We start from the raw sequence: 20,238 nt of genomic DNA, 5'->3' as shown, positions 1-20,238 counted from the left end.
GTCTTCATTAATTTAATTGGTTAAAACGATACATTTATACCGAACGTAGCTTGTTTCATTGATGGATACTGAACCCTGTCGATTCCCATACCACCAGCTAAATTAGGATCGTCGCCAGCTGTAACACCAGCCATTGATTCAGGATCGATACCCGGATAGTTTGTAGAAGTGAAATAATTCTCCAGCGATACATAAACTCTCATTTGAGAAATCTTGACTTTACTAAGCAAATCAGCTGGTAATGAATAACCTAACTGGATTTCTTTGATTTTGAAGAATGAATTATCATACACAAACACATCAGATCCACCGTATGCAGCGATAGCCGGACCAGTTGTATAAACCTGTGGCGATGCATATTTTGCATCAGTATTTGTTGGAGTCCAACGATCGTTGTACAACATTGTTGGGTAGTTCATAATCGGTTGGTCAAATCTGTTGATCGCCCAACTTAGTTCGCTACCTTCCTGACCCATTCCGAACACTCTTAAATCAACACCTTTGTATTCTGCAGAGAAAGTAAAACCATAAGAGAAATCAGGAATAACAGAACCCAAATAATCCATTCCATCGTCTGTACCTAACTCTTCTGCTGTTTTCCATACAGGAAGACCTGTGTCTCCATCGTAGTGGTCAAGAACACGACCTCTTAGATACCAGATTGGGTAACCTTTTTCGAAATAGGTACCACCACCGCCAACAAAACCGGAGATGAATCCACCACCACCGAACTGACGACCTTCGCCATACGGACTTTCAAGAACCTCGTTGTTCACAGTTGAGAAGTTACCGATAATGCTGTATTTGAAATCGCCAACCTGGCCTTTCCACCCCATGTCGATTTCCAAACCACGGTTTTCAATTTTACCGCTGTTTCTCATTACTGTACTGGTACCTGAAACTACAGGAGCTGGTCCTGTTGCCAAAAGTCCTTCTGTGGTTTTAATAAAATAATCCACATTAAGAGTCAGCCTATCGTTCAGGAAGCGGCTGTCAAAACCGATATCGGTTTGTTTTGATTTTTCCCAAACAAGCTCCGGGTTAGGAAGTTGGTTTGCCGGCAAAGCACCAGACACTAACTGGTTTATAAAGCTGTAGTAAGAATCTCCGAGCGATAATGAAGGAGAATATGGATAGTTATTCAATACAGTAACGTTACCGTTTATACCCCACGAACCACGAACTTTAAACTGGTTTAAGAATCCCAGGTTTAAATCCTCAATAAAACTTTCTCTTGAAATGTCCCAACCTGCTGAAAATGCAGGAAAATATCCCCAGCGATTTTCTGGTGCCAGTTTGGATGCATCGAAAGCATCTGCACGGAATGTTCCCTGCAACATATATTTACCTTGATAATTCCATTCGAATCGTCCGAAATATGAAATGCTTCGTCTATCCAAATTATTTCCGCCAACAGCGTCAGTTGCGGCGGCGTCAGAATAATCCAGGTAACGATAATTTTCTTCATCGCTTGCCAATAACGCACTGCTACCCAACACATACGAGTTATTGTCGTTCACATATTGCATACCTGCCATGGCATTGAAATCATTACTTCCTAAAGAAAAACTATAGTTAGCGAAGTTTTCCCACTGATAATAGAAATTATGCGTAGCGCTTGCACTTAAACCTCCGCGTGCGCGGTTCTGAACAGGGTTGTGGTAAAATGCACTTGTATAGTTCGATACCATATCAGTACCAAAACGGTAACCCAACCTCGAGGTATAAACAAGACCTTCAATTGGAGTAACTTCCAAATATGCAGAACCATTAATATTCGATCTCCATGATTCATTGGTGTAGTTATTTTTCATCAATAACGGATTCCATAAATCCGATTGCATTAAAATTGATTCTCCGTATAACAATCCATCTTCGCTGCGATCAATATAACCACCACCCGCTTCATAAGCCAACTGGCCAAGTCCAACAGGAGCATCTGCATCATTTGCATAATTTACCGGAACGGTTGGATCGAAGAAGTAAGCTCCACCAACCACACTACCTGAAGAAGTAATGATATTTGAAGAAACACTCACAATCTCGGCTCTTTCAATAGAGGTGTTAGTTCCAATTTTCAACCAATCGTTAACCTGGTAGGTAGCATTTATCTGACCGGCAATACGTTTGTATGTATCCTGATCGCCTACTATCATACCGTCTTCGCTGTTATAAGTTAAAGCGGCATAAAAAGTTGCTTTTTCAGATCCACCCTCAAAACCAATGGTATGTGTCATTCGTTGACCGGTTTCAAACATCACATCCTGCCAGTCAGTGTTTGCACCCTGAAACGAAGATGCAGGATAACCTGCTTCCTGCCAGTAGGCAGTAAACTGGTCGCCGTTCATAAAATCGAGTTTTTTCCGTGGACTTTGGCTGGCATACAATGAATTAACAAAGAAGCGGCTTCTTCCCCTACTTCCTTCGCGGGTTGTAACAAGCACAACACCGTTACCGGCTTCGGCCCCGTAGATAGCAGCTGAGGCAGCATCTTTTAATACTTCAATCGATTCAATGCTTGAAGGATCGAGGTAACTGATACTTTTCACTTTCAAACCATCAACAATGTAAAGCGGATCAGAATTAGCACCGTTACTTGAGTAACCCCTAACCCTAAAAGTAGGATCGGCACCCGGAGCACTTGACATATTCATAATTTGAACACCCGATACTTTACCTTGCATGGCCTGTCCAACATTATTTGTAGAGCGGTTTTTCATTTCTTCTGCATCAACCGACGCAATTGCACCGGTAACACTACTTTTTTTCTGAACACCGTAACCAATAGCCACAACCTCTTCAATACCAATGGTTTCTTCTTCCATTGTAATATTAATAACACTTTGTTCGCCAACGGCAATTTCCTGAAGTTTCATACCTACAAACGAATATTGCAGCGTTGCTCCGTCGGGAACATTTGTAATTGTATAGTTACCGTCAAAATCAGTAATTGTACCGTTTGTTGTTCCTTTTACAACGACAGTAACACCCGGCAGCGGCTCTCCGCTTCTGTCAGCAATCTTACCACTTACTGATTTTTCCTGACGTAAATCGGAATTAACATTATCCTTTACCTTTTCGTCAACGGTTTTAATCAGGATGTCTTTATCAACAACTTCATACGTTACTGATTTTCCGTCGAATAATTCGTCAAGAATTTCTTCCACGGTCTTTCCTGTCATATCAATCGTTACGATTTGATTGTCGTCGAACTGATCGCGGTTATAAAAGAAGTAAAAATCGCTTTGTTGTTCGATGGCATCGAATACCTCAGCTATTTTACTGTTTTTTACTTTAACAGTGAGTTTAGTCGTTTGCGAATACACGCTAGCCGTACTGGCTAAGACTGACACTAAAACAAGGAAAATTGTTAACCTCATAATTAACATCATTTTTTTAGCATAAGGATACAACATCCCCAATGCTTCTGGTTTTTTTTTCATAAATTTGATTGTTTTTGTTAATAAATTGATTTAGCTCACAGGCTAATGAGATTTATCAAAAGAGGAATATGTTGGTAGCATTTCCTCTTTTTTTGTATACGGAGATCCCGTATCGGTCTTGCTATCCGAAGCGAATGTTTTTAGTCATAGTTTATAGTTTTAAAGTTTATTAGTTGTTCGTGAAGCAGGTCACTCTTTCTTAGTCAGCCATACTTCCTTATTTTCAATTCGGTAATCAATTTGTGCCGTTCGTTTAACCTTTTCCAAAGCTTCAATCAGGTTGTTGTTGTAGCTAAACATTCCCCTGAAACGGAACTCTCCCAACTTTTTATCTGTAAGATGAAAATCGATGTCGTAAATTCGTTCCAGCTCAACAATCAAATCGTTAAGTGTTGCATCTTTAAATAGCAGTTCGCCGTTTCTCCACGAAGTAAAAAATTCAGGCTCCACTTTGTCGATAGCGATCTTATTCGACTCCTCAGAATAAACTGCTCTTTCGCCGGGTACCAGGCTTATTTTCTGTTTGGAAGAAGTGTTGTTAACTTCCATATCAATACCACCTTCGGCTAAAATAGTCTCAAACACATCGCTGCCGGAATAGGCTTTTACGTTAAACGATGTTCCGGTAACAAGAATGTTGGCCATTTCAGTTTTTACAGTAAATGGCTTTTCCACATTTTTTGCCACCTCGAAATACGCTTCACCGGTCAATTCAACTTCACGAAGGTTGCCGTTAAACGAACCAGCATCGTAAGTAAGCGACGAACCGGTGTTAACCCACACTTCCGTTCCATCGGGAAGAATACATTTTGCAACATGCCCTTTTGGGGCAGTTACTTCGCAAATTGTTTGTGCCAATTGCGGTTGTTGAACACTGCCGGTATTCAAGAAATACCAACTGATGGCAAAAGTGAGCGGAATTGCCACAACAGCCGCAAGTTTGTAAATGAGTAGTTGACGACGCGAACGAGACAAGATTCGGGTTTGGTGCGAATGAAGTTTACGAAGTACGTTTATTTTATCCTCCGCAATTTTTTCCGAAACAAGTTGGAGCTGCGTTTGCTCCCAAACTTTTTTATTTTTCAGAAAAGCCTTTTTATTTTCCTCTGAAGTATTCAGCCAGTTTTTAAATTCTTTCTGTTCTTCCAAAGACATGTTGCCAGAAAGAAATTTAGCCGAAAGGCCATCTACATCCAAGTTATGACTTAGTTCGTTCACTTAATTATCAGTTTAATTATCTACAAGACGAAAATTTTTAATCTCACCCTGTAAACAGATTTAATTTTTTTTTGAAAAAACAAACACCAGGAGATTAAACATCTGGTAATCAGAAAGATTTTTACGTAATTTTTTTAACGCAATTCCCATTTGCATTTCAACCGTTTTAATAGATATGTCGAGTTTTTGGGCAATTTCGGCATATTTTAATCCCTCGAAACGGCAAAGAACAAAAATCTCGCGACACTTTTCCGGCAGTTCCTGAATCGATTGGTTGATCCTGTTATTTAATTCGGCTTCTTCCACCAAATCACGAAATGGCGTTGACTCCAGGTTTTCATCGGGTTCGCCAACAGTGCCAATTCGTTTTTCCTTTCTCAGAAAATCAATGGTTTTATTTTTAACCGAATTAAAAAGGTACGACTTTGGAGTGTGCGGAACATTTATTTTGGAATGATTGATCCAGAGGTCGACAAAAAATTCCTGAACCAGCGATCTCGACTTATCCATGTCGGAGAGATATTTATTGACAAAAAAACAAAGCGAAGGATAGGTCTCGTCAAACAATTGACTGAAAGCCGCGTCATCCCCATTTTTTATTTTTTCGAATATTTCTCTGTCCGAAAATGTCATTGATTAGTCTTCTAAGCTTTGGTTTGCAAAATAACATCTTTAATTGAATATAAAAAAAGCACATCCGTCATAACTAAAAATAATATGAACAATCGTTTAGACCGAAATAGCATATAAAATATGCATGCAAAAAATTGTTTTCCTAAGGATAAACAAAACTGAAAACAATGCTGTCAACCAAGCCTTACCATAAAAAATATCCCGGCGGGAAATCCCAGCCGGAATATTAAACTAACTAGATCAACTAAACTTGTGTTGATGGTCTTATTTTGTACGTACCATTACTACCGGCCCAAGTAATCCGGAAGTTTTTAATGGTGAATTTGCCTGGTAAAATGGCATTGTTGTGTACGTCAGTTTTTCAGTAACATCGGTCTGTGCATCGCCTATGAGGCGGTTTACCCACAGGTTAACCACTTTAATTTCTATTTCGTTGGCACCTTCCTGAAGTGCAGACCCAATTTCCAAGCGGAATGGTTTTTTCCAAACGATTCCTACTTCTTTGCCGTTTACACTCACTTCGGCCAGATTCTCAACCTCTCCTAAATCGAGGCAAATGTTTCCTCCTTCGTTGAGCCATTCGGCAGGAACATCAATTGTTTTGGTGTAAGTTCCTGCTCCGGAGAAGTATTTAATATTGTTGTCAGCATTTTCATTCCAGGCCGAAAGCGTCTCGAAAGTTGCGCTGAAAGGCTCTCCAACTTTTGACTCGAAACCAACTTCCCACGGACCTGTTACATCAGCCAGTTTATTCTCCCTGACTTCAGGAACTGTAAACGAATCGGTTTGTGTTTTATTCCGAAAAACCACAAAAACAGCATCGTTGGGTGCCAGGTGTAGTGGAACAGTTGTGATGCCATTGGTTATGGAATAAGAAGCTTTTTTTATCATACCGGTTTCCGGTTGCCAGATCTCGGCTTCCTTTCCTTCAACTCTGAAAGTTGCTTCAACTTCCTCTTCACGATTGCTGCGATTATTTACCCAGTAAAAATCGGTATCGCCTATGCGTCGGTGCACGTACAACAACTCGGTGTTCTCATCGGGTTTGGTGTAAGAAAAGTCTGTAGCTATCTGTTCTTTTTCCAACACCTCGTTAATTGGGTACCCGTTATAAATCTTGCCTTTTCCAATTGTATTCACACCATTTTCGATGGGCCAAAGTTCGTCGGCCAGTGCACTAAACTGATCAGCATCGTCGCTTAAACTTGGCGTTCCGATAGGTTTTGGTCCGCATATAACTGCACCGGCTGTTGCCATATCTTTAATCCGCAGTAAAACCGGGAGTGTCATTTGCGCTGTACTTTTGTCAAGCACGAGTAATTTGTAGGCTGCACCTCCGGGCGAAGTTATTTTTCCTTCTTCCACTTTTAAGGCATTCAACAGCGCATCGGCGTTTATAAAATCATATTCGTAACCTTTAGGAACCAGTGGTAATTGTCCGCCAAATAGTTCGGTAATATTGTGGCTTTCGCCATACATGTAAGCTACATCTGCGACAAAATTACCCTGTTGCAACATGTACGAACTTCGTGCCAGGTAAGTTGTCCAGGCAATAGCTTGTTCGGCCCATGTTTCGTGTCGGGTAAACCATTGTCCGAATGGTCCCAATCCCAGCCCGGGTATTCTGTCGTCAACAGGTTGATGCACTGATGTATGGATTACAAAACGGTTCAGGCCGCTGGCCAACTCTGCATCGGCAACCGGTTTTAACAAACGTGGCGACCATGCCCATGCGGTTCCAATAGCGGTTAGCGATTCGGCAGCCACATATTTCTGTCCGTAAATATGCGAAACCGAAGCTGACTCGCGAACGTCAGCTTTATGCCGAATGGCAACATCAGGACCGGGCCCTCCAAAACCGCCCGGTGTCCAGGTGGCACTCATCGGAACTGCTGCTGTACGCTTTACTTCCATTCCGTCGGCAATTAATGCGCGGCCTCCTTCGTGCGACTCGGAGTAGCGGCCCATTCCTCGTTCGGCAAGCAATTCGGTTGATTGATCGTAATGGTATTCAGCAACCAGCTCTTCCAATGTTCTGCGGTAATCCCACAAAAATTTATCGGTGGCTTGAGCACTTTCAATTACTTTTCCGGTGAGTGCCGGTAGCCATGGAAACAGCTCATAACCACGGCGGTTTTTAAATTCCGCCGGCATATTGTCTGTCCAGTTTTGCGTACCGGCCTCCCAACTGTCCGTAATAATGTATTGTAGTCCGTGCTCTCCCATTAGTCCGCCGGTGGCATCTTTATATTGATCGAGGTAATTGGTAAAATAATTTCGAACATACTGCGCATTCAGCTTGTCCACCTCAAAACCGGTAGCTTCGGGTGAAGCCGGGTGATTCTCGCGGCCGGTCAGTGAAAATCCCAAGCGGATGATGTTCCATTTTCCTTCGGGAACTTCCCAGTTCAACGAGCCGTCTTCAGCCATTTGAGCGGTAAGGTCGATAATATTTTCAGTTGAAACTGCCTCTGAAGTTTCCGGTGTTGGTACTTGTTCCAGATCGGTGGCAGTTGCAAAACCTGCTTTGTCTTCGAAACGGTTAACTCGTGCTCCTGTATTCAGCACCAGTTCCATGACTGCTGTGCCTGTTGGAGCTGGTTGATTTCCGCCGCCCAGTCCCATCATAGCCATCATACCTCCGCCTCTTGATGGTTGAGGAGTGATGATGTTTACACGGAAATATTTCCCTGTTACGGGAGCAAAAGCCAATGATTTTTGTGCGGTTCTTCCGCCTCTGATATCAATAACTTTTTCAAAATTGGTGCCGTCGTTGCTAACTTCCAGGTTTTGGCTGGCAGGTCCCCCACCTCCAAAATTAAACTGTCCTCTTCCACCGCCGGTAACAATGGTTACCGATTGTATTGTTGTTGGTTCATTGAATTCAAATTGAATCCACGAGAATTCTCCCGGCTTTTTGTAGGCCAACTCGCTGGAAGTTACCAAATCGCCATCAGTTAATTGAGCCAGACTAAAGTTGCCTCCGCTGGATGTAATTTTTGGTTGTAATTCTTCCATCGAAATATCATTGTAAGGAAGAGGATATGCAATTACTGAAATATCCTTGTAATATTCGGTTAAATGGTGTTCGCTGTCCACCGCACCCAATGCACTTTCGGCACCCATATTTTGAAAGGTCCCTGAATTTGTTGGCGGATGAGGTAGTTCGCCGCTAAAGGTTTGTCCGCCTTCCACACGAAGTTCGCTCCAAATCACTTTTTTCATGGCTTCTTCGGGTTTTACCCACGGACCGCCACTTTCGCTCCATCCGGGAGAGCCGGCAATAGCCATTTCAAGCCCCAGCGAATCGGCCAATTCGGTAGTAAAACGGAAAGCATCTTTCCATGCAGGAGTCATGTATACCAGACGTTCGTCCACAATTTTCGGAGTCGTCATTCCTGCATCAAAGTTTTGGAAACCTCCAATGCCGTTTCGATGCATCCATTCCAGATCTTTTCGTATTCCGTCTTTGGTAACATTTCCGTTCATCCAGTGCCACCAAACACGGGGTTGAGCTTCGTTTGGAGGATTTATAAATCCTTCTTCGAGATTATCATTTTGGGTTTGCAGGTCTGATTCTCGTTCGCACTGAACAACCAGTAAAGAGACGACGATCAGAAATCCTGCGAAAGATTTTTTAAACATTGGTTATTGATTTTTAGATTACTAACGGTCTTGTTGAAATTGAATGGATTTTTTGCGTTCCGAGTTTGTATTTGGATACCTGCTAAACGGCTACCATTTTGAAGAAAAAGGATGGTATAAAAACATACCATCCTTTTCGCCTTTTTAACCTATAATGTTACCAGTTTGGATTTTGCTCAAGACCTCCTTCTGTGTTGGCGTTTATAACAGTTTGAGGAATTGGGAAAAGAGTCCAATTGATTGATCCGGTGTAATAAGGAACATCGCCCATAAAACGAGAATGATTGGTAAGTTGTGTAACCAAAACTTCGTTTGATCCCGAACTGCTACCCATACGAAGCAAAGTTGGGAAACGATGCTCTTCGTAGCACAATTCACGAGCACGTTCATCAAGAATCAAATAAATATCCACTTCGCCTGCAGAAACCATCTTAGAAGCCTCTGCACGGGTACGAATTTGATTGATATCGTCGGCAGCCATAGCAGTGTTTCCTTTTCTGTAATAAGCCTCAGCACGTAGTAACAAAGTCTCAGCAGAACGAACTGCATACCAATCTCTACCATACTGGTTAATGTGCATCGGAATTTCTGAAGAATGCCATCCCCAGTCGTCCATTTTAATTTTCGAACGCATTGGAGTCATCATTTCAGGAACGGTGATCATATCTTCGGTAACAGGTTGCAAATACAAGCTGTGATCCTGGTCGAGGCACAAAAACTCTCTGAGAAGGTTTATCGGAAGGTTACGCATATCATCAGCGTAATCACCGGCCCATACTTTTTTCGAAACATAATCTGTTTCGGCTGTACCTCCTGTTGAAAATCCTCCTAAGTAGGCACTTGTAGATCCTCCCGGGAACATACTCTGATCAACATTACCTGCAAATGGGCAGGCTGCGGCTCCCTCCTCGGCTAAATCTGAACGCCAAACCATATTTCGAAATACCGGACCAACAAAGGCGGTAATACTGTAATAAGGATTTGCTCCCGGCCAACCCCCGATAAGTCCGTTTGCCTGGGCTTCTTCGAAAGTTGCAGCCTCTAAAGTCCACACTGCCTCGGTATTTCCGGCGCTATAATCGTAGTTTCCAACCTGAAACATATCAAAGAAAACGTTACCATCTTCGCGGTATGCAGCAACTCCGTTATTAGTTGACATATCAGAAGGATTGGCTCGTGAACCAAAACGCTGAGTCATAAGCGGATGTGCATCAATAGTTTTGGTTGCTGCAGCAATTGCTTTATCGTAAGCCCCACCGTCGTTTGTTTCTACGCCGAGTGCTAAATAAGCTTCAGCAATAAAATGATTAGCGGCTCCCTTTGCAATACGCCCATCTTGCGAAGGATACTGTGGAAGAAGTGCTTCTGCTGCTTCCAAATCAGCAATCGCAAATTCGTAAACAGCTTGGCGACTATCGCGTGTATAATCCAACTTAAGCGACTCGCTAACTTCCTGCACAATTGGTACACCACCAAAACATTCAGCTAAACGCAAATAGCCATAACCACGGAAAAAGCGGGCTTGCCCAACAGCAAAATCTTTATCTGCTGTATTTGACCATTCAACCATTTCTGCGCCCGCAATTGCAAGGTTTGCATAACTGATTAACTGGTACATATCAACCCAAAGGTTGTTGAACATCGCAAAGTCGGGCGACCAACGCGAATAATTTGAAAACGCATTAGCTGTAGGCGCTGCTGCACCCGTGTACACATTGTCGAAAAAGTCGGCACCTTGCCCATGTAATAATTGTTGCGTTGAAGCTCCTGTCCAGAACATCCGGTAACCACCATACAAATTAAAGGCCTTGCGGTAGGCAGTAACCAGCTGGGCATCTACCTGGCTGCTTTTTTCGAAAGCAGTTTCAGGAGTATAAATCGTTTTTGGATCTTCAGTAAGAAAATCCTCATCACTTTCACAAGCCGGTAAAAATGATGATATGGCTAACAAGCCTATAATTAAATACTTTAGATTTTTCATTGTTCAAATAAGTTTAGAGTGTGAAGTTAATACCCAGAGTAAATGTTCTTGGCAATTGTGCTGCATTGAAACGTCTGATCTCAGGATCGCTGTATTCCCAATCAGGTGCAATAAAGAATAAGTTAGATCCAGATACGAATACTTTCAGACTTGAGAAATAAATTTTCTTAAGCAGGTCTCTGTCAAACGTATAAGATAAATTCAACTCTTGAAGTCGCACAAAAGTGTATTTCTGCAAAGCGGTATAACGAGCATCGGTAAAGTTTACACGAGGATAAGTCTCGCTAGGATTTTCCGGTGTCCACCATGGGTGATTTAACATGTTGTGATATTGGAAACCATCAGAACTCATGTAGGCCAAATTGTTTTCCTGATAACCATAATCTCCGCCACTAAATATTCCGTTAAACAAAGCGTACAGTTGGAAATTCTTATAAGTTAACGTGTTACTTAAACTCAATCTGAAATTCTCGCCACCGAAACCAAGAATTTTTCTGTCGGTTACACCAATTGCACCATCCTCACTTCCATCAATATTTGCATACATTGCATCGCCCGGCTCACCACCGTTTGCAGCAAGATATTCTGTGTCATCTTCCTGTACAATTCCAATCCATTCATAACCGTAAATGGCATTTAATGATTCACCGATGAATAAACCTGCGTTTATATCGTCTTCTTCGTCTCCACCATACAGTTCAACCAATTTGTTGCGGTTAAGCGTAAATGTTAAACCCGAGGTCCAACGAAAATCTCCCGATTCAATATTTGTTGTGTTCAAAACGGCTTCAATACCCCAGTTATCAACTTTACCCATTGTGGCCATTTGCGAAGTAATACCAGCTCCCATTACCGGGATTGTTCTACTGAAAATCTGGTCGGTTGTAGACGACTTATATCCATCGATTTCTAAATGAATACGATTGTACATATCTATTTCTGTACCGATGTTAAACGAAGTAGTGGTTTCCCAAGCCAACTCGGTATTTCCCAATGTTGCAAGGCTTTGTCCCCATAAAATCTGATCATCGAACCAATAACCGATTCCGCCACCTCTACCAACATTCATTGTAGAAAGTGTTCCGTAAGGACGTAAAGTCTGGTTACCGTTTTTACCCCACGATGCTTTTAGTTTTAAATTATCGATGAAACTGCTTGAGCTTAAGAAGGCTTCGTTCGACACGGTCCAGGCAGCACCTACAGCGGGGAAATTACCCCATTTTTTGTCGGATCCGAATACCGAACTACCATCGCGGCGGAAAGATGCGTTGAGGTGGTAGGTGTCTTTGAACGAATAACTTGCACGTGCAAGGTAACCAACATCGGTGTGCAACTCGTAACCAATTTCCTGAATCTCTTGAGTTACGGCATTCGATAATCCGTAGAAACCTAAATTAGTGTTACCGATACCGGTGAAATCGGTACCTGTCATTCCAAACGAATCCATTCTTCTCGAGTCGCGGGTATAAACCGCTGTGGCACTAATAAAGTGGTCGTCGAACTGATTAGTATATGAAAGAATATTATCGATAACCCATGAAGTAGTTTTATCTTCCTCAATCGATCCGTTAGCTCTGTCGAGATAAGCAGCTTGTGCTTCTGGTGTGTATCCTGCCTCACCAAGAGCTAAGTTTACAAAGTTTGTTTCGTATTGAAACTCACGCTGCAATCGTGTATTTGTGGTGTACGAACCTGTTAATTTGTAGCTTAATCCCTGAATACCCGGAATTTTAAAATCAACAGTTCCTCCAATTATCGTTGAATTTCTGCGATCTTCATCGTCTCTTCCAACCTTGGTATCCCACAAGGGGTGCTGCGTTGTTTCTTCCCGGCCATCAACATAAAGTCTTATTCTTCCGTCTGGTAAGGTAGGTTCTGTCCAAGGCGAAAGTGTAACTGCAGCACCGTAGTTAGGTGCAATACCGTCGTTGTTATTAAACGCCTGATCGAAACTGGCACTTACTGAAAGGTAATCGTTAATTTTTGTATTGATCCGTGCTGTAAAAGTGGCCCTTTTGTATTGATCGCCAACAATAAAGTTTTTATTATCCAAATACGAAGAACCAATAAAATAATCCATTGCTTCGCCCCCACCTGAAACATTTACCGAATAGTTCTGCTGAACACCGGTACGTGTAATCATATCGTAATACTTGGTAGGTGTATTGGCATCGATATTTGCCTGCTCCAATGCCGACATCCAGGTAGTTGATGCAGTACGGGCATCCATTAATTCAATATACCCCTGTGCTCCTCTCATGTCAGGGGTATAATTTGGATTTGAAATTCCAAGAGATGTATTAACAGAAATACGCGGTTTACCTTTAATACCTTTTTTCCGGGTTATCATGATAACTCCATTTGCTGCTTTCGATCCGTAGGCAGCCAACGATGTAGCATCTTTTAATACCTGAATGTTTTCTACTGTTGAAGGATCGATATCGTTCATATTTCCGGAGAAAATAATACCGTCAACTACCAACAGAGGCGCTGAGCTATTAAAACCATCCGGGTCATTTTCATCATTAATTGATTTTTGACCGCGAACCAAAAGCTCGGTTTCGGAACCTGCTTCACCCGATTTTGTAAAATTAATACCTGTTGTAATACCATCGAGTAATGAAAAAGCATCAGTTGTGGCTTTATTCATAACCGGAGAATTGTCCATGTTTACTGTAGTAACCGAACCTGTAAAGTTTTTACGTTTTGTTACCCCATAACCAATTGTTACAATCTCTTCCAGTCCGATGGCATCAGTTTCAAGAGTCACCATAAAACTGGTTTTTCCTTCTATTGGAATAATTTGGGTTTTCATTCCTACAAAAGAAAAATGCAACTGCTGTGCATCATCAGGAATGGTTAATGTAAACGAACCATCGGGAGTGGTAATGGTACCAATGGTTGTACCTTCAACAATTACGGTAACACCAGGCAGAGGTAATCCCTGCTCGTCGGTCACAACCCCTGTAATGTTTTTCTGATCCTGCACTCCATCGAGAACAGCTCCGTCTGTTTTCCGAATAATAACTTGTCTGTCGTAGATGTTGTAAGTTAGGTCGCTTCCCAAAAGCAACTCTCCCAGAATAGTTTCAATATCAGCATTTTCCAGCGAAATATTAACCAGATCGCTCGACCGTACATCTTCGTCTTTATATAAAAAGATGAATTCGCTGTTGTGCTCGATATAGTCGAAAGCAGCAGTAATAGTGCTGTTTTTCAACTCTACGTTCATTCGTTTTGCCTGAGCATAAGAATCACTGGCGTTTGCAGCAAAGATGATTCCGAATAGTAAGATGATAGTTAGACGCATAGTTCTAAAGATTTTCTTAATGATCCCCGGGTCATGAGAATCACTTAACCAATTTTTTTTCATAAGTTTACAATGTTTTTGATTAGTACTATTGATAAGATGGTATTGGTTCAACCGGTATATGTTGCAGCATATACCGGTTTATTTTATCAGGTAATTTCTTTCATTGATTTTTTCGAAGTTTAAGCCGGTTAAAGAATTCATGTACTCAAATACCACATCCTGATCTTTCGAAATATCGAGTTTCCCCGAAATCCGAAGTGAACCGTCAAGCGGATCATCATATCTCATGTGGATGTTATAATAGCGCTCCAGTTTTTTTACCACACGATTCAGATCGCTGTTGGTAAAGGTTAGATAACCTTCTTTCCAACTGGTAAAATATTCGGTTTCTACGTCGTAAATATTGGTTGAGGAGTTTTGTTTGTTATAAGCTGCCAACTGGCCGGGTATAAGCACAATATTGCGATCGAAGACACCCTGACTTTTGTGGCTTATCTCAACACTGCCTTCGGTAAGTACGGTATGTGCCACATTTTCGTCGGGGTAAGCTGATACATTAAACTTAGTTCCAAGAACATGGACTTCGATATCGGGGGTTTTCACTGTAAAAGGTTTGTCTTCCATTTTGCTTACCTCGAAAAAAGCTTCTCCAAGAAGCATCACTTCACGATTTTTATCCAAAAAACGCGAAGGGTAAATTAGCCGGCTACCGGCATTTAACCATACTTTGGTTCCATCGGAAAGGGTAATTGTTGAATGGTTGCCATATGGAATAACCAGGGTATTCATTTTTACCTCGTTGGCAACGTCGTCTTCAATAACCTGCTTTTTATCGATAATAATTTTTCCTTCATCAGAATATTCCAGTTCCGATTTTCCTTTATTTAAAGCAACTTCCTGTTGGTCATCGATAATAAGTGTAGGTTCCTGAATATTCAGATTTTGCGGAGCAGGGAAGCTTGCATAGCGATTTGAAATGGTATCCTCCAAAAAATACCAGGTTACAGCGCTTCCTACCATAAGAAACAGAATGGCAATGGCCGCGTAACGCATAGTTAAGCGAATAACTTTTATATACTTCTTCTTGTTGTCAACCTGCTCGATTTTTTTCAGGATTCTGATGGCCAGATCTTTCTTTTCTTTTTCCGAAAGTTGATGTTCGTCGTATTGTAGATGCTGTTCAAAACCGGCCTTAAATTCACGAATAACCGCAGCATCTTCGGGATGTTCACGTAGGAAGTGTTCCCAATAATCATTAATTTCTGGAGAATTATGATATATCCATTTAAAAAACAGAGGATTCTCTATCAGTTGATGATATAAGTTCATAAGAATAGGTTGCGTTAAACACATATAAGAGCAGCGGTTTGGGAAAAGGGGACGCTTTTTTGAATTTTTCTTTCTATGTTTTAGAACACATTAGCAGAAGTACAGCAATTTTAGCACCAATCTTTCGGCGCAACTGTTTTAAAATTCTATACACCTGCTTTTTAACCGTGTCAGGGTTTAGGTCTAAAAGTCTACCTATTTCAACATAGCTTAAGTTGCTGTTGAATTTTAAAAACAGCAGTTCACGCTTTGACGGTTTTAATTCCGAAACTTCTTGTTGTAATAACTGAATTGCCTCGTCATCTTCTTCGTTAAAACTTTCTTCTTCGATAGAAAAGATCAGGTTAAAAAGCGATGGAGTTTCTTGTATGGAAGAAAAGTGTTGTTTTTCTGACAACTTTCTTATAATGATCCGTTTGAGGGTTTTAAAGAGATAAAATTCGAGGAGTTCTGGCTTCCTGAGATTGGAACCATAGGTATAAACGTTGATAAAGAGATCCTGAATGGCGTCTTTTAGCAATTCACGATCCGTAGTTATTCGCGCACCATACGAGAACAGCGAATCAACGTATTCGACATATATAGTCTTAAAAGCCGTTTTATCACCACTTTTAAATTTATTCCAGACCAATTGCCAGTATTCTGCGTCTACACTTTTATCCAAAATACCAAAGTTTAGTTTAATAGTCTGTTTAGTCTCAAAAGTAAAAGTATAAAAATATTTAAATGAACCAAGATGTTAGTATTATCCACCCGGCCATGCCAACAATCCACATTACATTTTGAAAGCAGAACTAAACGTCTTGTAACACTCATTTAGGACCAGTCAATACTTTTTTACGGAGAATCCGAAAAAGTTAACATTCTTCTTCTGCTGATGCTAGTTATGACTTACAATCAGTAGGCTAGAAATTCAAGTTAGCCATGAAACAAATTTGCCAGAAACCTCGAAGGCAACGTAAAAACAGCATCCCACGACGAGACAAAGGAAGGCATTGTGATGTAAAGGTTTTCCTTTGGTCGACTGCAGGCTACGTAAAACAGCCGGCGTTCTTCTTCCACCTCATCAATAGAATTTAAGGACTTAACAGAAGGGATAAGTCCATCCAGTGCGAAAGGAACAAATACGGTATGCCATTCCAATCCTTTTGCTGAATGGATCGTCGATATGGTTACCGGTTTTTCGTCAGACTGATCGATTAATTGTGTTACTGAATCCTGGAACTTATTTGATGGCGGATCCAGCGTAAGATCACTTAAAAATCGTTCCACACTGTCATATTTCGAGGCAAGTCCAACAAGTACTTCCAAGTCTTTGAACCTTACTTCAGAATCATCTTCAATACCTTCCAGAACTGGTCTGTAATAATGCAAAATATCCTCAATGGCTTGCACCGGCTTTTGTTGCAATTTAAGCAAGCCATTAATTAAGCCTGATAACTCATTTAGTGCTTCGGCATATTTCCTCCCATTAAAACGGCTGAAATCCACCGCCCCTCTCTTGTTTCTTATTTCCCTGACAATATCTCGTGCGGTGACCTTGCCTACTCCACGGACCAATTTTAAAATTCTATGCCATGAAACGGCATCCAAAACATTAAAACTGATCTTTAAAAAGGCCAGAACATCCTTGACATGCCTCCGTTCAACAAACTTGATACCACCGATTACAACAAACGGTATTGATCGCTTCATAAGCTCTGCCTGCACATAGTTTGAGTGCCACATTGCTCGTACAAGAACAGCGATTTCGGTCGAGGGGATTTCCTGATTCCGCAATTCAAGCATCCTGTCAACAATGAAGCTTGCTTCCAATTCCGGATCATAGAACTTCTTAATCGATGGAACATTGGGCGATTCTTTTATGCCAACCAACTTCTTTTTAAAACCAAGAAGTGCCGATTCCACTATCTTATTTGTAAAATTCAGTACCTGGTTATTGCTGCGGTAGTTCGTTTCAATCCTTACCACTTTACTGGCTGGATATTTAGTCGGGAAGCGCAGTATGTTTTCAAAATTAGCTCCCCGAAAAGAATAGATACTTTGCATATCGTCCCCGACCACTGTTACACAACTGCGATTTCCTAAGATTAACTCAACGATTTCGTCTTGGGCCCGGTTTGTATCCTGGTATTCATCCACCAAAATATATTTAAACCGATTTTGCAAGACGTTTCTAAACGGCATATTGTTTTTCAACTCGAACCGTAATTTATCCAACAGATCGTCGTAATCAAGCAAATTCGAAACCTTTTTGTATTGTTTAAAATAGTGATTGATCTCGTTTATTTCCTGCTTGTAAAGTTCAAGATTACCATGGTACGTATCAATAATCTCGTCTACTGAACGTTCAAGGTTCCTTGCTTTTGAAATAATATCGTGAATAGTACTTTTTCTCGGGAATGCCTTCTTGTTCTTTTGCTTCCCTAGTTTCATTTCCGTTTTCACCAGATCAATAATGTCAGCAGCATCCTGGGTATCGATAATTGTAAAATTGGGTGGCATATTAATCAACTGGTGATATTTACGAAGGATGTAATTGGCAAACGAATGAAACGTTCCACCAAATACATTACCGGGGTAAGCACCTTTAAGAAGAGTACTGACCCTGTTAAGCATCTCTTTTGATGCCTTCCTTGTGAAAGTCAGTAACAGTATCTCTTCCGGCAGATATCCGTTTTCGATCAGGTAGCTTACCTTATAGGTTATCACCCGTGTTTTTCCACTACCGGCACCGGCAATTACCAATAAGGGATTATTAACCTCCATTACGGCAGATAGCTGTTCTGCATTCAATTCGCCGGCATAGTCAATCTTAAACCGCTTGGTAGGATCCATAACATGAGTTACCAATTTAGTATCGATGGAAGCTGCAATTTTTTGAAGCTTCGCAATTCGTTCCTGCGTCTGATCGTCGATTTCGAGTTCCTGGTAATCCATACCGAAAGACGAGTTCTGATTGCCCTGTTTTCTCGCTTCATTTGAAACGAATTGGTTTTCCCGGGCTACGAGGTCGAACAGCTCTTCTAAACTGTCATTAGTCCCTATTTCTGATCTGCTATTAATATGGATCGTTCGCATCTGGTTTCAATTTATCCATTATCGAATTCCAGTAATCGGAACTCTTCCTTGTGTTATCTTCTTTCAGTTCAATAGATGAAGGCTTTGGCAACACAAAGTCAAGCAACTTAAAAAAGTACTGCAACCGCAGCTTGGGCGGCAAAGCATTCAGATCCTGTTTGATTTGCACTTTAGAAAAGTTACCTGCAAGGATCTCCTGAATGAATTGATGCAGCTCTGTCGAACTTCTGGCTTTTGCCCCTTTAGGTCGTCCCGATGGATTGCCTGATTTTCCTGGTTTAAAAGACATAGTTTATAGTTTTTGATTGATAATTCGTTGTTATTTACAAGGATCGGGAGCATTTCCCTTTCCCTTTTTTCAAAATTAACTTGGGTTTTGCAGAACTTTATGCACCCAGTGCAGACGATGATGCACCGGGTGCATAAAGCGGTTTTATTCTTGAGAATATTGTCGCAGTAATTGCTCACGACCTTCACCCCATCAATTTCTGAAGTACGTTGCAATAGTATTGAAGCATGCCCTGTGCATTTAAAGTCGGTGTATTAATTTTGTATTGCACCATAACCTAGTTTTTGCAAATACCACATACCGGAAAAACTATTTCTCCTTCGAATGTCAGTTTTGAAAACTTTCTTTTTTGCAAAACCAGTGTTGTTTGTGCATCAGATCCACCTCCCGGTACCGACTTCTTAGCTATAAATAGATCAATCCCTTCTGCATGCAGGTAGCCATTTAAGTCATCCAGTGAGATCCTCTGCTTGTCTGTCCGCACCAATACCGAAAGTTGATCAATTAACCCGTCAATAAGATCGGATCGCTCCTGCATAGTTTCGGTCGCTGCAATAAGGCAAATTTCAAAGATCAAAATCAGCCTGAGAACAACCTCTCTGGCTTGAGTATAATGTATGCCTGAGGTCTCCGAAATTTCTGAAATAAGTCCATCATAATTATGCCATATTATCATCTCCAAAATTTGTGTATTTCGGTCTTGATAATTCCTCAGTTCACAAATTTCGAGTATTTCGGTAAGAAATTTCAATACCCCTTCCATTCCGTGGATCGGGAAATGAAATACTCTACTTTTCACTTTCACCTGTTTCATAATGTGTGTTTTTAATTAATATTGAAAAATATTTTTGCGACGTCTTGAAAAAACCATCGATGAAGTCATGGGCTTCATATGCATCAATCCCCTCTTCCTGTATAATCTTTTGTAGTTCCGTAATTGAAATTTTCGTTTTACCTGGTGAAATCACATCACAAAATGAATGTGTTAAGAGTCGCAACATTTCCACCCGTGGTTGTAGTGAGTCGACAACCATTATGGTACACAATCCCCAGATAAGTATGAACCTTTTGAATCCAATCCTGGCCTCTTCAGTACTGATATTGGCATTTTGGGATATCCATATTACAAGCTCCTGAGAGGTTCCTTCTATCTGCTGGCGAAGAAATATATCATATTTCCCGGCCATGGTTGCGAGCCCTGCCATTTTTAATACCTCCCCATAGAATGGCCCAATGTTTTGATCGTTTAGTGCCGTTACCTCTATCACGAGGTTATTCGCACATATATACTTTTTCATAATTATTG

The 20,238-nt window shown here is 41.1% G+C and carries 12 protein-coding genes; all 12 read right to left on the bottom strand.

Translation table 11 applies throughout. The annotated features are described in order from the left end of the window. Nucleotides 1-20 precede the first annotated feature (20 nt). The 12 genes from SLH46_RS09430 to SLH46_RS09375 all read right to left on the bottom strand — a co-directional run bounded on the left by SLH46_RS09430 (nt 21) and on the right by SLH46_RS09375 (nt 20,230). Entirely contained in the window at nt 21-3,443 is a 3,423-nt protein-coding gene (locus tag SLH46_RS09430; RefSeq protein WP_320280929.1) for a TonB-dependent receptor, read from the bottom strand. Between the two features lie 189 nt (nt 3,444-3,632). After that, nucleotides 3,633-4,661, bottom strand: a complete 1,029-nt coding sequence (locus SLH46_RS09425; RefSeq protein ID WP_320280928.1) for a FecR family protein — start codon at nt 4,659-4,661, stop codon at nt 3,633-3,635. Between the two features lie 60 nt (nt 4,662-4,721). Then, nucleotides 4,722-5,294 carry an RNA polymerase sigma-70 factor gene (locus tag SLH46_RS09420; protein ID WP_320280927.1) on the bottom strand — a complete coding sequence of 191 codons (573 nt, stop codon included), beginning with the start codon at nt 5,292-5,294 and terminating at the stop codon, nt 4,722-4,724. 264 nt (nt 5,295-5,558) lie between these two features. Beyond that, nucleotides 5,559-8,939 (bottom strand): glycosyl hydrolase, encoded by a 3,381-nt coding sequence (locus tag SLH46_RS09415; RefSeq protein WP_320280926.1) that lies wholly within the window; start codon nt 8,937-8,939, stop codon nt 5,559-5,561. Between the two features lie 157 nt (nt 8,940-9,096). Then, complete coding sequence (locus SLH46_RS09410) at nt 9,097-10,920, bottom strand: RagB/SusD family nutrient uptake outer membrane protein (protein ID WP_320280925.1); 1,824 nt, start codon at nt 10,918-10,920, stop codon at nt 9,097-9,099. A gap of 13 nt (nt 10,921-10,933) precedes the next feature. Further along, nucleotides 10,934-14,230 carry a SusC/RagA family TonB-linked outer membrane protein gene (locus tag SLH46_RS09405; protein WP_320280924.1) on the bottom strand — a complete coding sequence of 1,099 codons (3,297 nt, stop codon included), beginning with the start codon at nt 14,228-14,230 and terminating at the stop codon, nt 10,934-10,936. Nucleotides 14,231-14,371: 141 nt separating this feature from the next. Next, entirely contained in the window at nt 14,372-15,562 is a 1,191-nt protein-coding gene (locus SLH46_RS09400; RefSeq protein ID WP_320280923.1) for a FecR family protein, read from the bottom strand. Nucleotides 15,563-15,635: 73 nt separating this feature from the next. Next, nucleotides 15,636-16,226 (bottom strand): RNA polymerase sigma factor, encoded by a 591-nt coding sequence (locus SLH46_RS09395; protein WP_320280922.1) that lies wholly within the window; start codon nt 16,224-16,226, stop codon nt 15,636-15,638. 254 nt (nt 16,227-16,480) lie between these two features. Further along, complete coding sequence (locus SLH46_RS09390) at nt 16,481-18,643, bottom strand: ATP-dependent helicase (protein ID WP_320280921.1); 2,163 nt, start codon at nt 18,641-18,643, stop codon at nt 16,481-16,483. Further along, complete coding sequence (locus tag SLH46_RS09385) at nt 18,624-18,932, bottom strand: DUF5681 domain-containing protein (protein ID WP_320280920.1); 309 nt, start codon at nt 18,930-18,932, stop codon at nt 18,624-18,626. Before SLH46_RS09385 ends, SLH46_RS09390 begins: the two co-directional genes overlap by 20 nt. 277 nt (nt 18,933-19,209) lie before the next feature. Then, nucleotides 19,210-19,746: a hypothetical protein gene (locus SLH46_RS09380; protein ID WP_320280919.1), complete on the bottom strand. Its 537-nt coding sequence runs from the start codon at nt 19,744-19,746 to the stop codon at nt 19,210-19,212. Next, the gene (locus SLH46_RS09375) at nt 19,721-20,230 is read right to left on the bottom strand and encodes a hypothetical protein (RefSeq protein WP_320280918.1); all 510 of its coding nucleotides are present in this window, start codon (nt 20,228-20,230) and stop codon (nt 19,721-19,723) included. Before SLH46_RS09375 ends, SLH46_RS09380 begins: the two co-directional genes overlap by 26 nt. Between the last annotated feature and the right edge of the window lie 8 nt (nt 20,231-20,238).

Source organism: Draconibacterium sp. IB214405 (genome assembly GCF_033963885.1).
Lineage (GTDB): Bacteria > Bacteroidota > Bacteroidia > Bacteroidales > Prolixibacteraceae > Draconibacterium.
This window is presented reverse-complemented; position numbering and strand designations above follow the sequence as displayed.

What these genes read in the sequence shown, in the direction of transcription:
- SLH46_RS09430 (WP_320280929.1), bottom strand. Translation starts at nt 3,443, where the DNA reads ATGAAAAAAAAACCAGAAGCATTGGGGATGTTGTATCCTTATGCTAAA.
- SLH46_RS09420 (WP_320280927.1), bottom strand. Translation starts at nt 5,294, where the DNA reads ATGACATTTTCGGACAGAGAAATATTCGAAAAAATAAAAAATGGGGAT.
- SLH46_RS09415 (WP_320280926.1), bottom strand. Translation starts at nt 8,939, where the DNA reads ATGTTTAAAAAATCTTTCGCAGGATTTCTGATCGTCGTCTCTTTACTG.
- SLH46_RS09410 (WP_320280925.1), bottom strand. Translation starts at nt 10,920, where the DNA reads ATGAAAAATCTAAAGTATTTAATTATAGGCTTGTTAGCCATATCATCA.
- SLH46_RS09405 (WP_320280924.1), bottom strand. Translation starts at nt 14,230, where the DNA reads ATGCGTCTAACTATCATCTTACTATTCGGAATCATCTTTGCTGCAAAC.
- SLH46_RS09400 (WP_320280923.1), bottom strand. Translation starts at nt 15,562, where the DNA reads ATGAACTTATATCATCAACTGATAGAGAATCCTCTGTTTTTTAAATGG.
- SLH46_RS09390 (WP_320280921.1), bottom strand. Translation starts at nt 18,643, where the DNA reads ATGCGAACGATCCATATTAATAGCAGATCAGAAATAGGGACTAATGAC.
- SLH46_RS09385 (WP_320280920.1), bottom strand. Translation starts at nt 18,932, where the DNA reads ATGTCTTTTAAACCAGGAAAATCAGGCAATCCATCGGGACGACCTAAA.
- SLH46_RS09380 (WP_320280919.1), bottom strand. Translation starts at nt 19,746, where the DNA reads ATGAAACAGGTGAAAGTGAAAAGTAGAGTATTTCATTTCCCGATCCAC.
- SLH46_RS09375 (WP_320280918.1), bottom strand. Translation starts at nt 20,230, where the DNA reads ATGAAAAAGTATATATGTGCGAATAACCTCGTGATAGAGGTAACGGCA.